Below are 18,312 nucleotides of genomic sequence, written 5' to 3'. Positions count from 1 at the left end.
GTGGACCACCGTGCCCTGCGTTCCCGCCTCCGGTACCGGAAGCGCCCCGACCACCTCCTACCGTCCGTGGGGAGGGAACGGGAAGGCCGGAGCGTGATGGAGGGGAGCGGAAACCGACGACAGCCAGCCGAGCCTTGCTTCCGTTCTCCGCTCCTCAGGCTCCCCACCTGCGCGAAGGCCGGGATGGGCGAGCGCGCATCGGCAGGGAAACAGCAGGAAGGAGCGAGGCACGACGGCGAGCGGCCGCGCTCCTCGTCCCTCGTTCCCGATCTCTCACTTCCCGCCCTGTGGCGTCAGTCCAGGCGCCCGTGGCACTGCTTGTACTTCTTGCCGGAACCACAGGGGCACGGGTCGTTGCGGCCCACCTTGGGCGTCTCGCGCTGCACGGTGCGCGGCTGCTGCGGGATCTGCCCCTGCTGCGCCATCTCGGCGGTCTCGTCCTCGGTGCCGTAGCCGCCGGCGTCGGCATGCTGGAACTGCATGTCGCGCGCGATCTTCTCCTGGCGCTGGCGCTCGGCCTCCTCCAGGCGCGCGACCTCGTCCTCGCTGCGCACCCGCACGCGGGCGAGGATGGTCACCACTTCGCGCTTGACCTTGTCGAGCATCTCCGAGAACAGCGCGAAGGCCTCGCGCTTGAACTCCTGCTTGGGCTGCTTCTGCGCGAAGCCGCGCAGGTGGATGCCCTGGCGCAGGTAGTCCATGCGGGCCAGGTGCTCCTTCCAGCTCTGGTCGAGCACGGTGAGCATCACGTGCTTCTCGAGCGCGCGCATCATGTCGGCGCCCACCTGGCGCTCCTTGGCGGCGAAGTGCTCGGCGGTGGCCTCCTCCACCACGCGCGCCACGCCCTCGGCGTCGAGCTCGTCCTGCTGGCGCACCATCGACTGCAGGTCGATCTGGATGCCGAAGTCGTCGGCGAGCAGCCGCTCGAGCCCCGCGATGTCCCACTGCTCGCGGATGGTGTTGGCCGGCGCATGCTGCGCGACGAGATCGGCGACGACGTCGCGACGGATGGCGTCGATGGACTCGGCCACCGACTCCGCGTCGAGCAGCTCGTCGCGCTGCTGGTAGATGACCTTGCGCTGGTCGTTGTTGACGTCGTCGAAGTCGAGCAGGTTCTTGCGGATGTCGAAGTTGTGCGCCTCGACCTTCTTCTGCGCCTTCTCGATCTGCCGGGTGACCAGCTTGTCCTCGATGACGTCGTCTTCCTTCATGCCCATCATGCGCATCGCCTTCTGCACCCAGTCGGCGGCGAAGATGCGCATCAGGTTGTCTTCGAGCGACAGGTAGAAGCGCGAGGAACCCGGGTCGCCCTGGCGGCCGGAACGGCCGCGGAGCTGGTTGTCGATGCGGCGCGACTCGTGGCGCTCGGTGCCGATGATGTGCAGGCCGCCGGCGGCCTTGACCGCCTCGTGCCGCGTCTTCCAGTCGGCCTTGACCTTCTCGACCGTGGCGGCGTCCGCATCCTCGCCCAGCTCGGCGAGTTCGGCCTCCAGGCTGCCGCCGAGCACGATGTCGGTACCGCGGCCGGCCATGTTGGTGGCGATGGTGACGGCCTTGGGACGACCCGCCTGGGCGATGATCTGCGCCTCGCGCTCGTGCTGCTTGGCGTTGAGCACCTCGTGCGGGATCTTGGCCTTCTTGAGCTCCTTGGCGAGGAGCTCGGAGGTCTCGATCGAGGTGGTGCCCACCAGCACCGGCTGGCCGCGCTCGTAGCAGTCGCGGATGTCCTCGACCACCGCCCGGAACTTGTATTCCCGGGTCATGAAGACCTGGTCGGGATGGTCCTTGCGGACCATCGGGCGGTGGGTCGGGATGACCACGACCTCGAGGCCGTAGATCGACTGGAACTCGAAGGCCTCGGTGTCGGCCGTGCCGGTCATGCCGGCCAGCTTCCGGTACATGCGGAAGAAGTTCTGGAAGGTCACCGAGGCCAGCGTCTGGTTCTCGCGCTGGATCGGCACGCCCTCCTTGGCCTCGACCGCCTGGTGCAGGCCGTCCGACCAGCGGCGGCCGGCGAGCGTGCGGCCGGTGAACTCGTCGACGATCACCACCTCGCCGTCGCGCACGATGTAGTCCACGTCGCGCTGGTAGAGCGCATGGGCGCGCAGCGCGGCGTTGAGATGGTGGACCACGGCGATGTTGGCGCCGTCGTAGAGGCTGTCGTCCTCGCCGATGATGCCGGCCTGGCGCAGCAGGGCCTCGGCGTTCTCCATGCCCTGCTCGGACAGGTAGGCCTGCTTGGACTTCTCGTCGACCCAGTAGTCGCCCTCGCCCTCCTCGGACTCCTGGCGCACCAGGTTCGGCACGATGCGGTTGACCTTGATGTAGAGGTCCGGCGAGTCGTCGGCCGGGCCGGAGATGATCAGCGGCGTACGCGCCTCGTCGATCAGGATCGAGTCCACCTCGTCGACGATCGCGAAGTTCAGGCCGCGCTGGTAGCGCTCGGCGCGCGAGAGCGCCATGTTGTCGCGCAGGTAGTCGAAGCCGAACTCGTTGTTGGTGCCGTAGGTGATGTCGGCGGCGTAGGCGGCCTTCTTGTCGGCGTGGTCCATGCCGGGGTACACCACGCCGACCGACAGCCCCAGCCAGCTGTAGAGCCGCCCCATCTGGCCCGCGTCGCGGCGCGCCAGGTAGTCGTTGACGGTGACGACGTGGACGCCCTCGCCGGCGAGGGCGTTGAGGTAGACCGGCAGCGTGCCGACCAGGGTCTTGCCCTCGCCGGTGCGCATCTCGGCGATCTTGCCCTCGTGCAGCACCATGCCGCCGATCATCTGCACGTCGTAGTGGCGCATGCCCAGCACGCGCTTGGAGGCCTCGCGCACGGTGGCGAAGGCCTCCGGCAGCAGGGCATCGAGCGATTCGCCCTTGGCGAAGCGCTCCTTGAACTCCTGGGTCTTGGCCTGCAGCGCGGCGTCGTCGAGCGCCTCGAACTGCGGCTCCAGGGCGTTGATCTTCGCAACGGACCTGTTGAACTGCTTGACCAGCCGTTCGTTGCGGCTGCCGAAGACGCGGGTGAGGACGCTGTTGAACATGTGGGATCGCTGAGGTCGCAAGGAGGCACGCAGGGACTGCGTGGAGGATGCCGGCCCGCGCCCGCCGGGCGGCGCTGGAACGGGCTAGTCTAACGTGGGGATGGCGGACGGCCTATCAAGCGTCCGGCACGGGCCACCTCCGGCGGCTGAAAACGCGAAAGGCCCGCACGGGGCGGGCCTTCGGGACGGGACGCGGGATCAACCGCGGCTGCGGGCGCCGACGCGGCCCTGCAGGTACTTGAGCGGATTGACCGGACGACCGTTGTGGTGGACCTCAAGGTGCACGTGGTTGCCGGTCGAGCGCCCGGTCGAGCCGACCTTGGCGATCACGTCGCCGACCCGAACCAGGTCGCCGGCCTTCACCGAATTGCTGCGGTTGTGCCCGTACAGGGTCTTGTAGCCGTTGCCATGGTCGATCTCGACCACGTTGCCGTAGCCCGTGCGCCAGCCGGCGAAGCTGACCACGCCTTCGGCCACCGCCAGCACGTCGGAACCGCCCGGGCTGGCGAAGTCGATGCCCAGGTGATGGGCGCGGCCGCCGCCGAAGGGATCGTTGCGCCGGCCGAAGCCGGAGGAGATGTAGCCGCGCGTGACCGGCCAGCGGTTCGGCATCTGGTTCTGCGCGAGGTCGCGGTCGAGCAGCAGGCTCTCGAGCAGGTCGAGCTGCGCACCGGCGTGGCCGAACTTCTGTTCGAGGCCGTCCAGGTCGGAGAGCAGCTCGGACTTGTCCACCGCCCCCGCCGTCTCGGCGCCGCCCTGCCCGCTCGCCTCGGAGAAGTCGAACTCGCCGTCGTCGATGTTGCCCAGGCGGGTCAGGCGCTCACCGAGCGCGTTCAGGCGGTTGGCCTGGGCCTGGAGTTCGCCGATGCGCGCGGCGAGGGCGTTGATCTCAAGCTGGGCCGCGTCGCGGGCGCCGGCCAGCTCGCGCTCCTGGGCCTCGACCTGCCTGCGCAGTTCTGCGATCTGGCTGGCGTCCGCGCCGGCGCGCGCGACGACGCCCATGCCGAAACCCAACCCGACCACCAGCAGCAGGGCCCCGACGACGGTACCCTGCACACGGCGATCCGAGAGCGAGAACTTCTTCGGCGCCGTGAAGCGTTTGGATACGAGGATCAGATTCATATGTCTCGAAGGCCTGTTCAACGTGGTGCGACGCCGCCTTCGACCGCATCCGGGCCGGTTCGCGCACTCGACGTGGCGAACGATCCCGGACTCGACCGGCTGATCGAACGCGCCCAGTGGCTGGATGCGCTCGATCGGCGGCTGCGCCAATCACTGCCTGCCCCTCTCGCGGACCACTGCCGACTCGGCAACGTCCGCGGGGACAGGCTCGTGTTCCTGGTCGGCTCGGCCGCCTGGAGCACGAAACTCAGGCTGCACGCCGACGACATCCTGTCGGCGGCCCGCGCCCTTGGTCTCCCCGCCGGGATACTGAGCGTGAAGATCGTGTCGACGCAACCCATTGACCGCAGGCCCGAGCCGTGCTTGCCGCTGAGCGCGGCGGCCCGGGAATCGCTGAAAGCCGCTGCGGCGGGGGTTTCCGACCCCGGACTCCGGGAACAGCTCCTTCGCCTTTCCGAAGTCTAGTTAAACGACTGATCCGAAAGGAGAAGAAGAGGAAGAGGATGGCCGCCCCGGGGCCGGCACCCGGCTGCACGCCGCAGGGTGCCGGCACGGCCCGCGCAGGACGGCCCGCCCCCGCTCCGCCGGGACGCGTTGCCGCCGACGACGATGCGGAAGTGTGACGGGCGCCGCAGGGCGCGGCCCTGAAACGAAGAACGGCCGCTTTCGCGGCCGTTCCTGGTCGATGCAGAGGGGGTTTCCCCGGATCGGATCGGTCAGATCGCCTGCGCGGGATGCGCGTAGGAGATCGGCGGCGCGACGGCCGGATCCTCGTAGGTGACCTCTTCCCATGCGGTGCGGTCGGCGAGCAGCGCGCGCAGCAGCTGGTTGTTGAGCCCGTGGCCGGACTTGTGGCCGTAGAAGGCGCCGATCAGGCTGCGACCCATCAGGTACAGGTCGCCGACGGCGTCGAGGATCTTGTGCTTGACGAACTCGTCCTCGTAGCGGAGGCCGTCCTCGTTGAGCACGCGGTAGTCGTCCAGCACGATGGCGTTGTCCATCGAGCCGCCCAGGGCGAGGTTGCGCTCGCGCAGGAACTCGATGTCCTTCATGAAGCCGAAGGTGCGCGCACGGCTGACTTCCTTGATGAAGGACGTCGTGGAGAAGTTGATCTCCGCGCGCGAGGTGGCCTTGGTGAAGACCGGGTGCGCGAAGTCGATCGACAGGCCGACCTTGAAGCCGTCGAACGGCTCGAAGCGCGCCCACTTGTCGTCCTCGCGCACTTCGACCGGCTTGAGGATGCGCGCGAACCGCTTGGGCGCGTTCTGCTCCTCGATGCCCGCCGACTGCAGCAGGAACACGAAGGGGCCGGCCGAGCCGTCCATGATCGGCACTTCGGCCGTGGACAGGTCGACGTAGGCGTTGTCGATGCCGAGGCCGGCCATGGCCGACATCAGGTGTTCGATGGTCATGACCCGCACGCCGTCCTGCACGAGGGCGGTGCACAGGCTGGTGTAGCCGACCAGGTCCGCACGCCCCGGGATCTCGACGGGCGGGTCGAAGTCCGTCCGCCGGAACACGATCCCGGTGTCCGGCGCAGCGGGCCGCAGGGTCATGAAGACCTTCTCGCCGCTGTGCAGGCCGACGCCGGTCGCGCGGATCGTGTTCTTGAGGGTGCGTTGTCTGATCATCTGGTGCGGTCTCCGGAAGGAGCGCGACGAAAGCTGAATAGTCTAGCCACGTCGTCTTAACGAAGGCGAAAAACCCGGGATTGTCCACGAGACGGAACAATCCCGGGAAATCATCGACATCTCTTTCCTGCTGGGGACCGGATGTTACAAAAGAGTTAACCCTCCTGCCACCGTGCCGTACGTTGGCGTTCGGCACGGTTCAGGCGGTCGCTCAGTCGGCCTGGCGACGCAGGAACGCCGGGATGTCCAGGTAGGCGTGCTTGCTGTCGCTGCCGGTGTCGGCGCTGGCGGTGCTGCTGCCGGCGTCGGCGTCGGGCCGGGCGCGCAGGCCCATCGGTGCCGCCGGCTGGGCGTGGCCCATGGCCGGGTTGGCGCCCAGCGGGTACTCGACCATGCCGGTGGTGGCGTTGCGCACCAGCTTGACCTGCGCCCGCTGCGGCTCCTTCTCCGGGGTGCGGAGCGGCTGGCGGGCGGCGGCGCGGTTGAGGCCGGTGGCGACCACGGTGACGCGCACCTCGTCCTGCATGTCCGGGTCGAGCACGGTGCCGATGACCACGGTCGCGTCCTCGGCGGCGAACTCCTCCACCGTGCGGCCGACCTCGTCGAACTCGGACATGGTGAAGTCGGGGCCGGCGGTGATGTTGACGAGGATGCCGTTGGCGCCCTGCAGGTTGATGTCGTCCAGCAGCGGGTTCTGGATGGCGGCCTCGGCGGCGGCCTGCGCGCGGTCGTCGCCGCGGGCCGAGCCGGTGCCCATCATCGCCAGGCCCATCTCGCTCATGACGGTGCGCACGTCGGCGAAGTCGACGTTGATGAGGCCCGGCCGCACGATCAGGTCGGCGATGCCCTGCACCGCGCCGAGCAGTACGTCGTTGGCGGCGCGGAACGCCTGGATCATGGTGGCGTTGCGGCCGAGCACGGTGATGAGCTTCTCGTTCGGCACGGTGATGAGCGAGTCGCAGTGCTGCGACAGCTCCTCGATGCCCTTGAGCGCCACCTGCATGCGGCGGCGGCCCTCGAACGGGAAGGGCTTGGTGACGACGGCGACGGTGAGGATGCCCATCTCCTTGGCGAGCTGCGCCACCACCGGCGCCGCGCCGGTGCCGGTGCCGCCGCCCATGCCTGCGGTGATGAAGACCATGTCGGCGCCTTCCAGGGCGGCGATGATCTGCTCGCGATCCTCGAGCGCGGCCTGGCGGCCGACCTCCGGGTTGGCGCCGGCGCCCAGCCCCTTGGTGACGTTGCCGCCGAGCTGCAGCTGCAGCTTGCTGCCGCAGTTGCGGATCGCCTGCGAGTCGGTGTTGGCGGTGATGAACTCCACGCCCTCCACCGCGCTGTTGACCATGTGCGAGACGGCGTTGCCGCCGCCGCCGCCGACGCCGATGACCTTGATCACCGCGTTGGGGGCGATCTTCTCGACGAGTTCGAAGTGAGCCATGAGTTGTCCTCCAGAGTCCTAAAGCGCTGAGTCGATGTCTGTTGCCGGTGTTTCGTGTGTTGTTGTTCTTGGTGTTACAGCCCGCGGCTCCCACAACGCCGCGGACGCGTACCGCTAAAAATCAGAATTCCCCGCGATACCAATTCCGAAGCTTGTTCCAGAGCGTTCCCGCGCGACCCGCCGGCACGACCGGGCGGCGCGGATGCTCCATCTGCGATCCCCAGAGCAGCAGGCCGACGCCGGTGGCATGCACCGGGTTGCCCACCACTTCCCCGAGGCCGGTGACGTGCTGCGGAATGCCCACGCGGACGGGCATGTGCAGCATTTCCTCGGCCAGTTCGACGACGCCTTCCATCTTCGCGGCGCCGCCGGTGAGCACCAGGCCGGCCCGCACCAGCTCCTCGAAGCCGGAGCGGCGCAGTTCGGCCTGGACCATCTCGAAGATCTCCTCGTAGCGGTTCTGCACCGCCTCGGCGAGCGCCTGCCGGGCCAGGCGACGCGGCGCGCGGTCGCCCACGCTCGGCACCTGGATCGACTCCTCGGCGGTCGCCAGCTGCGCCAGCGCGCAGGCGTAGCGCACCTTGATCTGCTCGGCCTCGGGCGTCGGCGTGCGCAGCAGGTGGGCGATGTCGTTGGTGACCTGGTCGCCGGCGATCGGCAGCGAGGCGGAATGGCGGATCGCGCCCTGCACGAACACCGCGATGTCGGTGGTGCCGGCGCCGATGTCCACCAGCACCACGCCCAGTTCCTTCTCGTCGACCGTGAGCACCGCGGTCGAGGACGCGAGCGAGGCCAGGATCAGGTCGTCGACCTGCAGGCCGCAGCGCTGCACGCACTTGGAGACGTTCTGCGCCGCGCTCATCGCGCCGGTCACCAGGTGCGCCCGCACCTCCAGGCGCACGCCGGACATGCCGACCGGGTTGCGGATGCCCTCCTGCGAGTTGTCGACGATGTACTCCTGCGCGATGGCGTGGATGATCTTCTGGTCGGCCGGGATCGCCACGGCCTTGGCCGCCTCCAGCACCCGGTCCAGGTCCGCGTAGCTCACCTCGCCGTCGCGGATCGGGACGATGCCCGGGGAGTTGCGGCACTGGGTGTGGCTGCCCGACATCGAGGCGTAGACCGAACGGATCTCGCAGCCCGCCATCAGCTCCGCCTCCTCGACCGCACGCTGGATCGACTGCACGGTGGACTCGATGTCGACCACCACGCCGCGCTTGAGCCCGCGCGACTCGTGGCTGCCGATGCCGATCACCTCGATGGGGTTGCCCGGCGAGTACTCGCCCACCAGCGCCACCACCTTCGAGGTGCCGATGTCGAGCCCGACGATCAGCGACTTGTCGCCCTTGCGGTTCATGTGCGTGCCTGTGCCTGCATGGAGGTGACGCGCGCTGCGGCGGCGGCCACGCGCGACATCGGAGTGGAGCGGAGCGGCGCGCGGCCTGCGGCCGGCGCCTCGGGATCGGGCTCGCCCCAGACCAGGGCGAAGCCGTTGGTGTAGCGGAGGTCGGCGCGCAGCAGCGGGCGCTGCTCGGCGGCGATCACGTGCGGCAGGAGACGCGCGAAGCGCTCCATGCGCGGCTGCGGATCGGTCCGCCCGAGCACCACCTCGGTGCCGGTGTCGAGCGTGAGCGTCCAGCTGCCGCGCGGGCTCAGCAGGACGCCCTCGACACGCCGCCCGCTGACCGCGAACAGCGGCTGCGCGCTGCGGTAGAGCGCGACCACGTCGCTGATGCGCGACTGCGGCCCGAAGAGCTGCGGCAGGCCCTCGGGGATGGGCGTCTCGCCGGGCGTGCTGAACAGCCTGCCCTGCTCGGACAGCAACTGCTCCTCGCCCCAGCGCGCGAACGGGCGGTGCTCGCTGATGGCGACCTCGAGCACGTCGGGCCAGCGCTTGCGCACCTCGACCGTCTCGACCCAGGGCAGCGCCGCGACCGCCGCGCGCACCGCCGCCGGCTCGACCGCGAAGAACCCGCTGCGCGCATGCGGCAGCACCGCCGCCCGCACCTGCTCGTCGCTCACCCGCCCGAACTCGGCGGTCACCAGCAAGCGCCGCATCGGCCAGCGATCGCCCGCGACCCAGCCGTTGAGCACGGCGACCACCGGCAGCGCCACGAGCGCCAGCGCGATGGTCCAGGCGAGGATGCGGACGAGGGCGGTCATGGGGTGTTGCCGGGAATTGGGAAGAGGGAAGCGGGACCTGCCGGCTGCCGCAATCCGGTTGCGCGTGCGCTACCGCCGCTGCGCGCCGACAGCAGGCCAGGCCACCTTGTGGGGCGGCCGGGAATCGGGAGGCGGGAAGCGGGACCTGCGGGCTGCCGCAATCCGGTTGCGCGTGCGCTACCGCCGCTGCGCGCCGACAGCAGGCCAGGCCGCGATGTCATCCGGACCCACGGGTCCCGATTCCCGATTCCCGCTTCCCGCTTCATGAGAGCGACCATCACGACCGCCCCTCCGCCGCCAGCGACGTCTCCAGCACCGCCCAGCAGAGCGCCTCGAACTCGATCCCGACCGCACGGGCGGCCTTGGGGACAAGGGAGTGGCTGGTCATGCCGGGGGCGGTGTTCACCTCGAGGAGCCAGTCGCGTCCCTGGGCGTCGCGCATCAGGTCGACGCGGCCCCAGCCGGTGCAGCCCGCCGCATGGAATGCGGCCAGCGCCAGGGCGCGCATCGCCGCCTCCGCCTTGCCGTCCAGGCCGGGGCAGAGGTAGGTGGTGTCGTCGGCGACGTACTTGGCGTGGTAGTCGTAGTAGGCGCCGGCGGGGACGATGCGGATCGAGGGCAGCGCCTCCTCGCCCAGGATGCCGACGGTGTACTCGCCGGCGTCCGGACCGTCGGTCTCGATCAGCTGCTCCATGAGCAGCTCGCCCGGGTAGCGGGCGGCCAGCGCGACGGCGGCATCGAGGTCGGCGTCGTCGAACACGCGGCTCACGCCCACGCTCGACCCTTCGCAGGACGGCTTCACGATCACCGGCAGGCCCAGCGCACGCGCGGCCGCGTGCACGTCGTCGCCGGGCGCCAGGCGCACGTAGCGGGGGGTGCGCAGGCCCAGCGACAGCCACACCTGCTTGGTGCGGATCTTGTCCAGGGTCAGTGCCGAGCCCAGCACGCCGCTGCCGGTGAACGGCACGCCCAGCGCCTGCAGCGCGCCCTGCAGCACGCCGTTCTCGCCGTCTCCGCCGTGCAGGATGTTGAACACGCGGTCGACGCGACCGGCGCGGATCTCCTCCAGCAGTGCCGGGATGCCGTCCACCGCATGCGCGTCGACGCCGCGCGCCGCCAGCGCCGCGAGCACGCCGCGGCCCGATTCGAGCGAGACCTCGCGCTCGCTGGACGTCCCGCCCATGAGGACGGCGACGCGGCCGAAGGCGGCGGGATCGGTGACGCGACTCATCGCGAGACTCCTGGGAAACCGTTGACGCCCAGCTCGGGCGCGATCTGTCCGATGTCGCCCGCGCCCATGACCAGCAGCAGGTCGCCGTCGGCGAGGACGTCCACCAGCACCTGCGGCAGTTCGGCGGCGGCGCCGACCACCACCGGCTCCAGCCGTCCGCGCGAGCGGATCGCGCGCGCCAGCGCCCGGGCGTCTGCATTGGCGATGGGCGCTTCGCCGGCGGCGTAGACCTCGGTCAGCACCACCGCGTCCGCCTGCGAGAGCACGGCGGCGAAGTCGTCGAGGAGGTCGCGGGTGCGCGAGTAGCGGTGCGGCTGGAAGGCCACCACCAGGCGGCGCTCCGGCCAGCCGGCACGGGCGGCGGCGAAGACCGCGGCGAGCTCGCGCGGGTGGTGGCCGTAGTCGTCCACCACCAGGGCGCGACCGCGCCCGAACTCGATCTCGCCCAGCGCGTTGAAGCGGCGCCCGACGCCCTGGAAGGACTCCAGCGCGCGGCCGATGGCCGCGGCGTCCACGCCGAGCTGCCAGCCGATGGCGGCCGCGGCCAGCGCGTTCTGCACGTTGTGTTCGCCCGGCATGGCCAGCACCACCTCGGCGCACTCGCCCTCGGGCAGGCACAGGCGGAAGCGGGTGCGCCCGCCGGCCTGGCGCACGTCCTCGGCGCGCACGTCGGCCTCGGCGGCGAAGCCGTAGGTCATGGTGTGGCGCGGCATGGCCGCCGCCAGCGCTGCGACCTCGGGGTCGTCGATGCACAGCACCGCCAGCCCGTAGAACGGCAGGCGGTGCAGGAATTCCGAGAACGCCGCGCGGACCCGCGCGAAGTCGCCCCCGTAGTTCTCCAGGTGGTCGGCGTCAATGTTGGTGACGACGGCGATCAGCGGATTGAGGCGGAGGAAGCTGCCGTCGCTCTCGTCGGCCTCGGCGACCAGCCACTGGCCGGTACCGAGCCGGGCGTTGGCGCCGGCGGCGAGAAGCTGCCCGCCGATCACGAAGGTCGGATCCACCCCGCCCTCGGACAGCACGCTGGCGATGAGGCTGGTGGTGGTGGTCTTGCCGTGCGTGCCCGCCACCGCGATGCCGCGGCGAAAGCGCATCAGCTCGGCCAGCATCTCCGCGCGCGGCACCACGGGGATGCGCTGCGCACGGGCGGCGACCAGCTCGGGGTTGTCGTCCCGGATGGCGCTGGAGACCACGACCACGTCGGCCCCGGCGAGGTTGGCCGCGTCGTGGCCGCGGGCGACCCGCACGCCGAGGCTGGCGAGGCGCCGGGTCGCGCGGCTGTCGGCCATGTCCGAGCCGGACACGCTGTAGCCCAGGGTGCACAGCACCTCGGCGATGCCGCTCATGCCGGCGCCGCCGATGCCGATGAAATGCACGCGCGAGTGCGCGCGGGCGAGGTCGCCGGTCTGCTGCAGGCGGCGGCTCACGGGCGCGCCTCCTGGAGGATGCAGGCCACGACGTCGCCGGCCGCGTCCGGCCGCGCCAGCGCGCGCGCGGCCGAGGCCATGCGGCGCAGCGTGGTGCGGTCGCCCAGCACCTCCTCCAGCACAGCGGCCAGGCGCGCCTCGAACGCCGCGCCCTGCGGAAGCAGGCGGGCGGCGCCGCGGTCCACGAGGAACTCGGCGTTGCGGGTCTGGTGGTCGTCGGTGGCGGCGGGGAACGGCACCAGCACGCTGCCGACGCCGGCCGCGCACAGCTCGGCCAGGGTCAGCGCGCCGGCCCGGCAGACCACGAGATCGGCCCAGGCATAGGCTTCGGCCATATCGGCGATGAAGGGCTCGACCTGCACCGGACGGCCCGCCGCCGCGTAGGCGGCGCGCGCCTCCTCCACGAACTTCTCGCCGCACTGGTGGCGCACCTCCAGGTCCACCCGGCCGTCGAGGGCGGCGAGTGCGAGCGGGACGCCCTGGTTCAGCGCGCGCGCGCCCTGGCTGCCGCCGAGCACGAGCACGCGCAGCGGGCCGTCGCGGCCGACGAAGCGGTCCTCGGGCGGCGGCAGGGCGGCAATGGCGTCGCGCACGGGGTTGCCGACGACCACTTCCTCGCAGCGCCCGGCGAAGCTGTCGGGGAAGCCGGTCAGCACGCGACGCGCCAGGCGCGCGAGGACGCGGTTGGTGATGCCCGGCGCGCGGTTCTGCTCGTGCACGAGCAAGGGCCGGCGGAGCAGCCAGGCGGCGAGGCCACCGGGCCCCGCGGCGAAGCCGCCGAAGCTCACCACCGCGCGCGGGCGCAGGCTGCGGATCGCCGCCATCGCCTGCCAGACCGCGCGAGCGAGCCTGAACGGCGCCAGCAGCAGGGTCGCCGCGCCCTTGCCGCGGACGCCGGCGATCGAAATCGTGCGCAGCTCGATCCCGCGCGCCGGGACGAGCCGCGTCTCCATGGCGCCGGCGGCGCCGAGCCAGACCACCGGCACGTCGCGCGCGCGCAGGGCCTCGGCGACCGCGAGCCCGGGGAAGATGTGCCCGCCGGTACCGCCGGCGAGGATGAGCACGGGCGCGCCGCTCATGCGAGACCTCCCAGGGTCGGGGGCACGCGCTCGCGCAGGCCGCGCGCCGGTGCGGGTGCCGCGGTCGGTTCGGGGTCGGCGGCGGGCAGCTCCGGCTCGCCCTCCTCCCCGCGCGCCCGCGCCACCTGGCGCGCGGCGCGCTCGACCTCGTAGCTCACCCGCAGCAGCAGGCCGATGGCGGCGCAGGTCATCAGCACGCTGGAGCCGCCGGACGAGATCAGCGGCAGGGTGAAACCCTTGGTCGGCAGCAGGCCGAGGTTGACGCCCATCGAGACGAAGCTCTGCAGGCTCATCCACATCGCCACGCCGAACGCGCAGTAGCCAGCGAACCAGCGCCGCATCTCGATCGCGCGCAGGCCGATGGCGAAGGCGCGCCAGGTGAACAGGGCGAACAGCGCGACCACCAGCAGCACGCCGACGAAGCCCAGCTCCTCGGCGATCACCGCCATGATGAAGTCCGTGTGCGCCTCGGGCAGGTAGAACAGCTTCTGCACGCTGGCGCCCAGGCCGACGCCGAACCACTCGCCGCGGCCGACCGCGATCAGCGCCTGGGTGAGCTGGAAGCCGTCGCGGAAGGGGTCCTCCCACGGATTGAGGAAGGACGTCAGGCGCCGCACGCGGTAGGGCTCGGCCCAGGCCACGGCCGCCATGACCGGAATCACGATGGCGACCGGCGCCATCAGCCGCGGGATGCTCGCGCCGCCGAGCATCAGCATGCTGCCGACCACCGCGATCATCAGCACGGCCGAGCCGAAGTCCGGCTGCAGGAGCAGCAGGACGGCCAGGGCGCCGACCACGAGCACCGGCTTGAAGATCGCGCGCCACTGGTACTGCACCTGGTCGCGGTAGCGCACCAGGTAGCTCGCCAGCCAGACGATGAAGAGCAGCTTGGCCGCCTCGACCACCTGGAAGTTGGACACGCCCAGGGTGATCCAGCGCCGCGCGCCGTTCACGGTCTTGCCCAGGCCCGGCAGGAACACCAGCAGCAGGGCGACGAAGCACAGCAGCAGCGCGAGGTGGGCGTGCTTCTCGACGAACTTGAGCTCGGTGCGCATGAAGCAGATCGCCAGCGCCAGCCCGCCGCAGAGGAACATCAGGTGCCGGGTGAGGAAGTAGAACGGCCCGACCGACAGTCCCTCGGCGATGGCGATGGAGCTCGAGGCCACCATGACCACGCCCAGGCTCGCGATCGCGAGCACGATGGCGATCAGGCCCGGGTCGTACCGGCCCTGGATGGCGTCGAGGCGGAGCGCCTGGCTGGCGGCGTCGTGCATCAGCGCACCTTGAGCGTCGCCAGGCCCACGAGGACCAGCACCACGGTGATGATCCAGAAGCGGACGATCACGCGCGGCTCGGGCCAGCCCTTGAGCTCGAAGTGGTGGTGGATCGGCGCCATCCGGAAGATGCGCTTGCCGGTGAGCTTGAAGCTCGCCACCTGGGCCATGACCGAGAGCGTCTCGATCACGAAGATGCCGCCCATGATCACCAGCACCAGCTCCTGGCGGACGATGACGGCGATGGTGCCGATGGCCGCGCCCAGGGCGAGGGCGCCGATGTCGCCCATGAACACCTGTGCCGGATAGGTGTTGAACCACAGGAAGCCCAGGCCCGCCCCGGCGATGGCCGCGCAGAAGATGGCGAGCTCGCCGGCGCCGGGCACCTGCGGGATCTGCAGGTAGAGCGAGAACTCGGCGTGGCCCGAGAGGTAGGCGAACACGCCCAGCGCGCCGGCGACCAGGACGCTGGGCATGATCGCCAGCCCGTCGAGGCCGTCGGTGAGGTTCACCGCGTTGGAGAAGCCGACGATCCAGAAGTAGGCGACGACGATGAAGCCCAGCCCCAGCGGGAACACCGCGTCCTTGAGCAGGGGCAGGAAGAACTGCGTGTTGGAGGGTGCGTCCGCGCTCAGGAACAGGAACACCGCCGCGGCGAGGCCGAACAGCGACTGCAGCGCGTACTTGCTGCGCGAGCGCAGGCCGTTGGGGTCGCGCTTGGCGATCTTGATCCAGTCGTCCAGCCAGCCGATGGCGCCGAACGACACCAGCACCGCGAGCACGACCCACACGTAGCGGTTGTGCAGGTCGGCCCACAGCAGGGTCGACAGCGACACCGCCAGCAGGATCAGCGCGCCGCCCATGGTCGGCGTGCCCGCCTTGGAGAAGTGCGACTGCGGGCCGTCGGTGCGGATGGGCTGGCCGCCCTTGAACTGCGCGAGCCGGCGGATCACCGGCGGCCCGAGCCACAGCGACAGGCCGAGCGCGGTCAGCGCACCCAGGATCGCGCGCAGGGTGATGTAGTTGAACACCGTGAAGAAGCTGTCGAGCTCCTGCAGCCAGCGCGCCAGTTCAAGCAGCATGCGTCGCGTCCTCGGGTTGGGCCGCCGGCAGCAGCGCGGCGACGACGCGATCCATCGCGCTCGAGCGCGAGCCCTTGACCAGGACGCGCGGTGGGGTGGCGGCCGCGGCGAGGTCGGCGCGGAGCGCGGCGACCAGGCTCTCGCGGTCGTGGAAATGGCGCCCCTGCGGGCCGAAGGCGGCCACCGCGGCCGCCGAGAGCGCCCCGGTGGCGTAGAGGCGGGCGATGCGGCGCGCGCGGGCGCGGGCACCGCACTCGGCGTGCAGGGCCTCGGCCTCGGGACCGAGCTCCTTCATGTCGCCCAGCACCAGCCAGGCCTCGCCGCCCTGGTCGGCGAGGGTGTCGATGGCCGCGACCAGCGAGGCGGGGTTGGCGTTGTAGCTGTCGTCGACCAGCACCGCCCCGCCCGACAGCGCATGCGCGACCTGGCGCCCCGGCACCGGCGCCGCGCCGGCCAGGCCAGCGGCGACGTGGTCGAGTCCGGCGCCTGCCGCGAGCGCGCAGGCGGCCGCCGCGAGCGCGTTGCGTACGTTGTGGCGGCCCGGCAGCGGGAGGGCGATGGCGCGTTCGCCCTGTGGCGCGCGCAGCAGGAAGCGGCTGCCCTCGGCGCCGGGGACGATGTCCGTCGCCACGACGTCGGCGCTGGCCTCGATGCCGAAGCGCAGCACGGCATGCGCGCCGGCCTGCGTGGCGAACCAGGGCGCGAAGGCGTCGTCCGCGTTGATCACGGCGGTACCGCCCGGGCGCAGCGCCCTGTAGATAGCGGCCTTGGTGTCGGCGATGCCGAGCAGGGAGCCCATGCGCTCCAGGTGCGCCGCCGCAACGTTGTTCACCAGCGCGACGTCGGGCGCGACGATGTCGGTGAGGTAGGCGATGTCGCCCGGCTTGCCCGCGCCCATCTCGTAGACGGCGAAGTCGGCCTCGTCCGGGGCCTCCAGCACAGCCAGCGGCAGGCCGATCTCGTTGTTGCGGTTGCCGGGATTGGCGTAGGTGCGGCCGGCGTGGGCGAGGATGCCCGCGAGCAGGGTCTTGACGGTGGTCTTGCCGTTGCTGCCGGTCACCGCCAGCACGCGCGTGGCGCGGTCCGCCTGCACCCCGCGCGCGATGCGGCCGAGCGCGGCCTGGGTGTCGCCGACCACCAGCTGCGGCACGCCGGCCTCCACCACCCGCTCGACCAGGGCCGCGGCCGCGCCGGCGGAGGCCACGAAGTCGTGGCCGTCGGCGCGTTCGCCGCGCAGCGCCACGAACAGGCTGGCGGGACCGGCCGCGCGCGAGTCGATGGCGACGTCGCTCACCCGCACGTCCTCGCCGTGCAGACGGCCGCCGCACCAGGTCGCGAGCCGGGACAGGGACTGCGGCCTCATGCCGGCACCTCCAGCAGGCCGCGGGCGACCGCCGCGTCGTCGAAGCGGTGGCGCACGCCGCCGATCTCCTGGTAGGGCTCGTGCCCCTTGCCGGCGATGAGCACGGCATCGCCCTCGCCGCCCTCGGCGATGGCGGCGGCGATGGCGCGCGCCCGGTCGCGCTCGACCCGCACGTGCGCGGTCCCGGCGACGCCGGCGAGGATCTCGGCGACGATCAGGTCGCCGTCCTCCCCGCGCGGATTGTCGTCGGTGACGTAGACCAGGTCGGCGAGGCGTCCGGCGATGGCGCCCATCTGCGGGCGCTTGCCGCGGTCGCGCTCGCCGCCGCAGCCGAACACGCACAGCAGGCGGCCGCGGGTATGCGCCCGCATGCTGCGCAGCGCCTGCTCCAGCGCGTCCGGCGTGTGCGCGTAGTCGACCACCACCAGGGGGCGGCCCGCGGCGGCGTCCAGGCGCTGCATGCGCCCGCGCACCGGGCGCAGCCGGCCGAGGCGCTCGGCGATGCGCGGCAGCGGCCAGTCCAGCGCCAGCAGCACGCCCGCCACGAGGGCGAGGTTGTCCACGTTGAAGCGCCCGACCAGCGGCGAGCGCACGGGCGCGCGCGCCTGGCCGACGCAGAGGTCGAAGGCGATGCCGCCGGCGCCGAGCCGCGCGCCGTCGGCATGCACGGTGGCCGCATCCTCGCCGCGGCTGCTCACGCCGATCCGGCGCAGGCTGGCCGGCAGCGCCGCGTAGAGCCGGCGCCCGAACGGGTCGTCGAGGTTCACCACCGCGCACTCCAGCCCCGGCCACCGGAACAGGCGCGCCTTGGCGTCGCCGTAGCGGGCCATGTCGCCGTGGTAGTCGAGATGGTCGCGGCTGAGGTTGGTGAAGGCGGCCACGCGGAAGCGCACCGCGTCCACCCGGTTCTGCGCCAGCGCGTGGGAGCTGACCTCCATGGCGACGCTGCGCGCCCCGGCGTCGCGCATGCGCGCGAGCAGGCGGTGCACGGCGATCACGTCCGGCGTCGTGCGCTCGCTCTCGACCAGGGCGCCGTGGAGTCCGGCGCCGAGGGTGCCGATGCTGCCGGCGCGCCCGCCCTCGCCGTCGAGGGCCTGCGCGAGCAGCTGGACCGAGGAGGTCTTGCCGTTGGTGCCGGTGACGCCGATCACGTCCAGCGCCTGCGAGGGCGCCCGGTGGAAGCGGCTGGCGATGGGGCCGAGATGGCGCGCGAGCTCGGCCACCGCCACCGAGGGCACCGCCGCGGGCGGCGCGACCGGGGCCGGCGGCTGGTAGACGATGGCGGCCGCGCCGGCGGCCGCCGCGGTGTCGGCGAAGGCGAGGCCGTGGGTGCGCTCGCCGGGCAGCGCGACGAACACGTCGCCCGGGCGCACGCTCCGGCTGTCGAGCGTGAGGCCGCCCACCGCGATCCGCGGCGGCCGCGGTTCGCCGGCGGGCAGGTAGCCGTCGAGCAGGGCGTCGAGGGTCATC

14 protein-coding genes are annotated in these 18,312 nt (G+C 71.7%); 1 reads left to right on the top strand and 13 read right to left on the bottom strand.

Annotated features, from left to right (window positions below; genetic code table 11):
* Nucleotides 1-293: 293 nt before the first annotated feature.
* Together secA and ACFO3Q_RS14350 are read right to left on the bottom strand one after the other, a co-directional pair.
* Nucleotides 294-3,032: a preprotein translocase subunit SecA gene (gene secA / locus ACFO3Q_RS14355; RefSeq protein ID WP_377005431.1), complete on the bottom strand. Its 2,739-nt coding sequence runs from the start codon at nt 3,030-3,032 to the stop codon at nt 294-296.
* Between the two features lie 198 nt (nt 3,033-3,230).
* Nucleotides 3,231-4,088 carry a peptidoglycan DD-metalloendopeptidase family protein gene (locus tag ACFO3Q_RS14350; protein WP_377005430.1) on the bottom strand — a complete coding sequence of 286 codons (858 nt, stop codon included), beginning with the start codon at nt 4,086-4,088 and terminating at the stop codon, nt 3,231-3,233.
* A gap of 138 nt (nt 4,089-4,226) precedes the next feature.
* Between ACFO3Q_RS14350 and ACFO3Q_RS14345 the strand changes: the two genes are divergently transcribed.
* Entirely contained in the window at nt 4,227-4,619 is a 393-nt protein-coding gene (locus tag ACFO3Q_RS14345) for a DciA family protein (RefSeq protein ID WP_377005428.1), read from the top strand.
* 251 nt (nt 4,620-4,870) lie between these two features.
* On the opposite strand, the gene lpxC is transcribed toward ACFO3Q_RS14345, so the two are convergent.
* From lpxC to ACFO3Q_RS14290, 11 genes are all read right to left on the bottom strand, one after another.
* On the bottom strand, nt 4,871-5,785 hold the full coding sequence (gene lpxC / locus ACFO3Q_RS14340) for a UDP-3-O-acyl-N-acetylglucosamine deacetylase (RefSeq protein ID WP_377005427.1): 915 nt from the start codon (nt 5,783-5,785) through the stop codon (nt 4,871-4,873).
* A gap of 211 nt (nt 5,786-5,996) precedes the next feature.
* Entirely contained in the window at nt 5,997-7,223 is a 1,227-nt protein-coding gene (gene ftsZ, locus ACFO3Q_RS14335; RefSeq protein WP_377005425.1) for a cell division protein FtsZ, read from the bottom strand.
* A gap of 121 nt (nt 7,224-7,344) precedes the next feature.
* Nucleotides 7,345-8,580, bottom strand: coding sequence for a cell division protein FtsA (ftsA, locus tag ACFO3Q_RS14330; protein ID WP_377005424.1), 1,236 nt, complete (start codon nt 8,578-8,580; stop codon nt 7,345-7,347).
* Complete coding sequence (locus ACFO3Q_RS14325) at nt 8,577-9,386, bottom strand: cell division protein FtsQ/DivIB (RefSeq protein ID WP_377005423.1); 810 nt, start codon at nt 9,384-9,386, stop codon at nt 8,577-8,579. The genes ftsA and ACFO3Q_RS14325 overlap by 4 nt, the downstream gene beginning before the upstream one ends.
* A gap of 277 nt (nt 9,387-9,663) precedes the next feature.
* Nucleotides 9,664-10,617 carry a D-alanine--D-alanine ligase gene (locus ACFO3Q_RS14320; RefSeq protein ID WP_377005421.1) on the bottom strand — a complete coding sequence of 318 codons (954 nt, stop codon included), beginning with the start codon at nt 10,615-10,617 and terminating at the stop codon, nt 9,664-9,666.
* Nucleotides 10,614-12,044 carry a UDP-N-acetylmuramate--L-alanine ligase gene (gene murC / locus ACFO3Q_RS14315; protein WP_377005420.1) on the bottom strand — a complete coding sequence of 477 codons (1,431 nt, stop codon included), beginning with the start codon at nt 12,042-12,044 and terminating at the stop codon, nt 10,614-10,616. The genes ACFO3Q_RS14320 and murC overlap by 4 nt, the downstream gene beginning before the upstream one ends.
* Nucleotides 12,041-13,123, bottom strand: a complete 1,083-nt coding sequence (murG, locus tag ACFO3Q_RS14310; RefSeq protein ID WP_377005419.1) for an undecaprenyldiphospho-muramoylpentapeptide beta-N-acetylglucosaminyltransferase — start codon at nt 13,121-13,123, stop codon at nt 12,041-12,043. The genes murC and murG overlap by 4 nt, the downstream gene beginning before the upstream one ends.
* Nucleotides 13,120-14,397: a putative lipid II flippase FtsW gene (ftsW, locus tag ACFO3Q_RS14305; RefSeq protein ID WP_377005418.1), complete on the bottom strand. Its 1,278-nt coding sequence runs from the start codon at nt 14,395-14,397 to the stop codon at nt 13,120-13,122. Before ftsW ends, murG begins: the two co-directional genes overlap by 4 nt.
* Entirely contained in the window at nt 14,397-15,479 is a 1,083-nt protein-coding gene (gene mraY / locus ACFO3Q_RS14300) for a phospho-N-acetylmuramoyl-pentapeptide-transferase (RefSeq protein WP_377005417.1), read from the bottom strand. Before mraY ends, ftsW begins: the two co-directional genes overlap by 1 nt.
* A complete protein-coding gene (locus ACFO3Q_RS14295; RefSeq protein WP_377005416.1) occupies nt 15,469-16,842 on the bottom strand; it encodes a UDP-N-acetylmuramoyl-tripeptide--D-alanyl-D-alanine ligase in 1,374 nt (457 codons plus the stop codon). Before ACFO3Q_RS14295 ends, mraY begins: the two co-directional genes overlap by 11 nt.
* Complete coding sequence (locus tag ACFO3Q_RS14290) at nt 16,839-18,311, bottom strand: UDP-N-acetylmuramoyl-L-alanyl-D-glutamate--2,6-diaminopimelate ligase (RefSeq protein ID WP_377005449.1); 1,473 nt, start codon at nt 18,309-18,311, stop codon at nt 16,839-16,841. Before ACFO3Q_RS14290 ends, ACFO3Q_RS14295 begins: the two co-directional genes overlap by 4 nt.
* Nucleotide 18,312 lies beyond the last annotated feature (1 nt).

It is taken from the genome of Coralloluteibacterium thermophilum, from assembly GCF_042654365.1.
Classification (GTDB): domain Bacteria; phylum Pseudomonadota; class Gammaproteobacteria; order Xanthomonadales; family Xanthomonadaceae; genus Coralloluteibacterium; species Coralloluteibacterium thermophilum.
The sequence above is the reverse complement of the archived record's forward strand: the minus strand, read 5'-3'. Positions and strand labels throughout refer to the sequence as shown.

What these genes read in the sequence shown, in the direction of transcription:
- secA (WP_377005431.1), bottom strand. Translation starts at nt 3,032, where the DNA reads ATGTTCAACAGCGTCCTCACCCGCGTCTTCGGCAGCCGCAACGAACGG.
- lpxC (WP_377005427.1), bottom strand. Translation starts at nt 5,785, where the DNA reads ATGATCAGACAACGCACCCTCAAGAACACGATCCGCGCGACCGGCGTC.
- ftsZ (WP_377005425.1), bottom strand. Translation starts at nt 7,223, where the DNA reads ATGGCTCACTTCGAACTCGTCGAGAAGATCGCCCCCAACGCGGTGATC.
- ftsA (WP_377005424.1), bottom strand. Translation starts at nt 8,580, where the DNA reads ATGAACCGCAAGGGCGACAAGTCGCTGATCGTCGGGCTCGACATCGGC.
- ACFO3Q_RS14325 (WP_377005423.1), bottom strand. Translation starts at nt 9,386, where the DNA reads ATGACCGCCCTCGTCCGCATCCTCGCCTGGACCATCGCGCTGGCGCTC.
- ACFO3Q_RS14320 (WP_377005421.1), bottom strand. Translation starts at nt 10,617, where the DNA reads ATGAGTCGCGTCACCGATCCCGCCGCCTTCGGCCGCGTCGCCGTCCTC.
- murG (WP_377005419.1), bottom strand. Translation starts at nt 13,123, where the DNA reads ATGAGCGGCGCGCCCGTGCTCATCCTCGCCGGCGGTACCGGCGGGCAC.
- ftsW (WP_377005418.1), bottom strand. Translation starts at nt 14,397, where the DNA reads ATGCACGACGCCGCCAGCCAGGCGCTCCGCCTCGACGCCATCCAGGGC.
- mraY (WP_377005417.1), bottom strand. Translation starts at nt 15,479, where the DNA reads ATGCTGCTTGAACTGGCGCGCTGGCTGCAGGAGCTCGACAGCTTCTTC.
- ACFO3Q_RS14295 (WP_377005416.1), bottom strand. Translation starts at nt 16,842, where the DNA reads ATGAGGCCGCAGTCCCTGTCCCGGCTCGCGACCTGGTGCGGCGGCCGT.
- ACFO3Q_RS14290 (WP_377005449.1), bottom strand. Translation starts at nt 18,311, where the DNA reads ATGACCCTCGACGCCCTGCTCGACGGCTACCTGCCCGCCGGCGAACCG.